The 3,106-nt window shown below is 37.5% G+C and carries 2 protein-coding genes; one reads left to right on the top strand and one right to left on the bottom strand.

Translation table 11 applies throughout. The features are described from left to right. On the top strand, positions 1–300 hold a 300-nt coding region (locus AC1DDX_RS25835; RefSeq protein WP_477622862.1), incomplete at its 5' end, for a GNAT family N-acetyltransferase. Between the two features lie 7 nt (positions 301–307). Here the strand turns inward: AC1DDX_RS25835 and AC1DDX_RS25830 are convergent. Next, positions 308–3,055, bottom strand: coding sequence for a substrate-binding domain-containing protein (locus AC1DDX_RS25830; protein WP_477622861.1), 2,748 nt, complete (start codon positions 3,053–3,055; stop codon positions 308–310). Between the last annotated feature and the right edge of the window lie 51 nt (positions 3,056–3,106).

Genomic DNA, 3,106 nt, shown 5'->3' with positions numbered 1-3,106 from the left:
GCTTATGATAATGGTAAGCCGGTTGGCTGTGGTGCTTTTAAGCCATTTGAAGCCAATGCAGTAGAGATAAAAAGAATGTATGTAAACGAAGATTCCAGAGGCAAGAGGATTGCGAGGCGGATTTTATCAGAACTTGAGTTGTGGGCAGTTGAAATAGGGTATGATAGTTTTGTTCTGGAAACGGGATTAAAGCAACCTGAAGCTATTTCATTATATAAAAATATGGGATATGAAATTATACCTAACTATGGCCAGTACCAGGGTGTAGAAAACAGTGTTTGTTTTCAAAAACAAGGCTAACCGCTTACTATTGGAGTCGGGTCTTTTTATATTCAGTAGGGGTCATTCCGTATTTGTTCTTAAAAATGGTGGAGAAATAAGTAGGTGAGGATATACCAACCATATAAGTGATTTCGGAAATGGAATACTCTTCGTTGTTTAAATAGTACTTAGCTTTTTTAAGTCGCCTGTTCAGAATGTAATCTGTTATACTACAGTTTAATAATGCTTTAATTTTACGGTACAGTTGAACTCTGGATATGCCTATTGCTTTGCTGATGTCATCAACGCTGAAATGCTCATTGCCTAGGTTGTGTTCTACAATGCCGGCAAAGTCATTTAGAAACTTTTTGTCAATCACATTCGTAATTGTTCTTTTAACGCCCGATGAGGAGATGTCGCTTGTATAATGCTCTTTTAAAATAACCCGGTTTTTGATCAGATTTTCTACATTTGCTTGCAAGTATTCGAAGTTAAATGGTTTCGTGATATACACATCTGCCATGCTCTGTATACCATTTACTTGCTGCTCTATGCTGCCTTGCGCAGTTAATAATATAATTGGAATGTGTGAGGTACGAATATCAGATTTGAGTTGCTGAGTCAGGTTTTTTCCGGATATACCTGGCACAACAACATCAGTAATGATCAGGTCTGGAATTTTTTCGTATGCTTCTGCCAATCCATTCGTACCTGTAGATGCTGTAAATATTTCATAGGTTCCCTCAAATTTATCCGTTAAATAATCCAGGAGATCCTGATTGTCCTCAATAATTAATATGGATTGATCTTTAATGTGCTCAAATGAACGATCTTTTTCTTTGATGGCCGCATGATCATGTTCTGTAGTGTATATTTTTATCTGATCATAAAGTTTTGCACTTTGCTGTTCCTGTGCAACTTTTTCTTCGGCAGTAAGGTGAGTGTCTCCTAATGGAAGTGCTATTCTAAATGTTGTTCCCTGCCACTTTTGGCTGTTTACAGAGATATCGCCTTTGTGTAAAAGAATCAATTCTTTTGAAAGAGATAACCCTAAACCCGAACCTCTACTGTAATTTACATCCGATTGATAGAACTGATCAAAAATATGTTTAAGCTCTATGTCAGTCATTCCCACTCCATTATCTTCTACATCAATATGAACAGTATCTTCAGTTTTGCTTATTGTAATGTATATTCTCCCGTTATCGCTGGTAAATTTTAAAGCATTGCTTAGTAGGTTAAATATCACTTTATCAAGGATGTTTACATCAAACCAAACTACTCCCGGACTTTCTTTAATCACTAGTCTCAAGTCTATATTTCGTTTTTCAGCACTGTGTTTAAAGCTATCCAGGATTTCTTTTATAAAATCTATTATGTTATTGGCAGTGGCATGCAGCTTGAATTTTTTATGCTCAATTTTCCGGTAGTCCATCAATTGATTTACTAACCGAAGTAGCCTATACACGTTTTTATTAATTAGCTTAAGATTATTACCTGCGGATGTTTTTATCCGTTCATTTTTAAGCAGATCTTCCAGAGGTGATAAGATCAGTGTTAGAGGTGTTCTGAATTCGTGAGATATATTGGTAAAAAAATTAAGTTTAGCTTCGGTTGCGGCCTGAGCTTTTTCCGACATTTCAATCAACTGATTGCGTTGGTTTAAGATCTCAGCATTCTTTAGCTCCAAACTTTTATTGATTTTTCTATTCTCCAGTAAGGCGTGAAAGGCTAATCCCCCGAACACAACCGCTAATACAAGGGTAATCACAATGAAATTCAATACCAATCTTTGGCTATTGTATACCTTGAATTGGTCTGCCAGTAAAGTCTGTTGCCGTTCAATATCATTTTGCTGACTGCTTATTCTTGCCCATTGAAGCTTCATTAATTGTACATTGCTGCTATCGATAACCACAGTTTGCAGAATATTCTCTTTAGAGAATGATTCTCTGTTCAGGATCCTCATGGCTATATTGATAGCTTCTTTACCTCCGGTAGGGTAAAGTACACTGGCAGTAAGCGTTTTGTTACTCACCAGGTTTAGCCCACCGCCATTGCCGGGCAAGGCATCAACACCAACAACTTGTATGCGTTTATTCAGATTAAGCTTTTGAAGTACCCTGCGGGTGCTTGTTGCCATTACATCATTATGCGCAAATATGGCATCAACATTTTTAAGTTTATCCTTGTTTTTAAGTAGTTGAACCTCTGTGTTTTCACCAAGCCAGTCGCCATAAAACTGCCCATTTACTTTAATTTGAGGATGCTTTTTAAGTGCGTCCATAAATCCCCTGTCACGCTCAATAGCAGGAGAGGAGCCGGGCAGTCCCATTACCTCTACAACATTTCCTGAACCTTTTAGACTGTTTGCCAGATATTCGCCGGCAATTTTACCAACCTGATAATTCTCTGCACCAACATAAGCAGTATAAAGTGGCGATGAAGTTTTACGATCGATAACGATTACTGGAATTCCCTTGTTATAGGTCTCTTCAACGATTTTAGTTAATGGAAGGGCTTCGTTTGGAGAAATAATAAGTAAATCAATACCCTCTTCAATCATTTGTTTTACCTGGTCTATCTGCTTGCTGCTGCTGTTATTGGCATCGGCATAACTTAATTTAGTTCCAGGACGCAGCGAAAGCTCGGTTTTCATCTCATCGAGCATTGTTTTTCGCCACAAGTCAGATCCAACACATTGCGAAAAGCCAATTTTATACTCAGGCGTTTCCTTTTTATCTGAGCATCCTATTAAAGGTAATATCAGCCCAAATACAACTACGATCAGCATTGTAATCTGGTACTTAAAAAGACTTTTAAAATCGACTGAATTGCTCATTTA

The sequence above is a fragment of the Pedobacter sp. 10L46_2 genome (assembly GCF_056395165.1).
This window is presented reverse-complemented; position numbering and strand designations above follow the sequence as displayed.

Excerpts from the sequence above, each read along its gene's own strand:
- AC1DDX_RS25830 (WP_477622861.1), bottom strand. The coding sequence starts at position 3,055 with ATGCTGATCGTAGTTGTATTTGGGCTGATATTACCTTTAATAGGATGC.